At 35.3% G+C, this 689-nt stretch carries 1 pseudogene; it reads right to left on the bottom strand.

The features are described 5' to 3' along the window. Positions 1 to 375: pseudogene (locus H964_RS02275) on the bottom strand (extracellular solute-binding protein); the annotation flags it as partial. Positions 376 to 689 lie beyond the last annotated feature (314 nt).

Genomic DNA, 689 nt, shown 5'->3' with positions numbered 1-689 from the left:
TTTTGCCATACCTATTTTTTCAGCCCAATCTTTTCGATACATTATAGCCATTGGACCAGCTAAACTCCACTTATTATCTCCGCGGAATTTTGTCCATAGATAATCTTTGCCATTAATTCTGTAATAGTCCATAATCTTCATCTTTGCCCTTAAAGCCTTTAGATTCGGATATTTATCAAGCGACGGCAACGGTTTTAAAAGCCCTGCTGAAACCCAATTTTTGAACTGTTTCATTTTCCAAGGCCTTGCATCCCATTGCAACATATCTGGCATGTCACCAGCCGCCATCCATGTATTAACTTGTTGTTCCCAATTGTTCCAGTCCAATGCTTGGGGGTTAATCTTAACATTAAATTTGTTGCTAACATATTTCATAAATTCATCGTCATTAAAGGTCCCAAAAGATGCTACACTAAATTCGATTTTTGTTTTGTATTTACTACTTGCCGAAAAAAACAATTGAAGCTCCCAATAGAACCATCATAAAAATAATGACTACACAAATTGAAAATACTCGTTTAAACATCACTTCAAACCTCCCTCTTTTTATTTTTTTATATATTAGAGGGATATAAAATCCCTCTAATTGCTCCATACTAACCTTTCACAGCACCAATAATTATTCCTTTTACAAAGTAGCGCTGCACAAAAGGATAGACTAACATTACCGGTGTCATGACCACAAATAT

Source organism: Caldicellulosiruptor sp. F32 (assembly GCF_000404025.1).
In the GTDB taxonomy this organism is placed as follows: domain Bacteria; phylum Bacillota; class Thermoanaerobacteria; order Caldicellulosiruptorales; family Caldicellulosiruptoraceae; genus Caldicellulosiruptor; species Caldicellulosiruptor saccharolyticus.
Note: the sequence above shows the minus strand (reverse complement) of the source record. Positions and strands in the feature narration are given on the sequence as shown.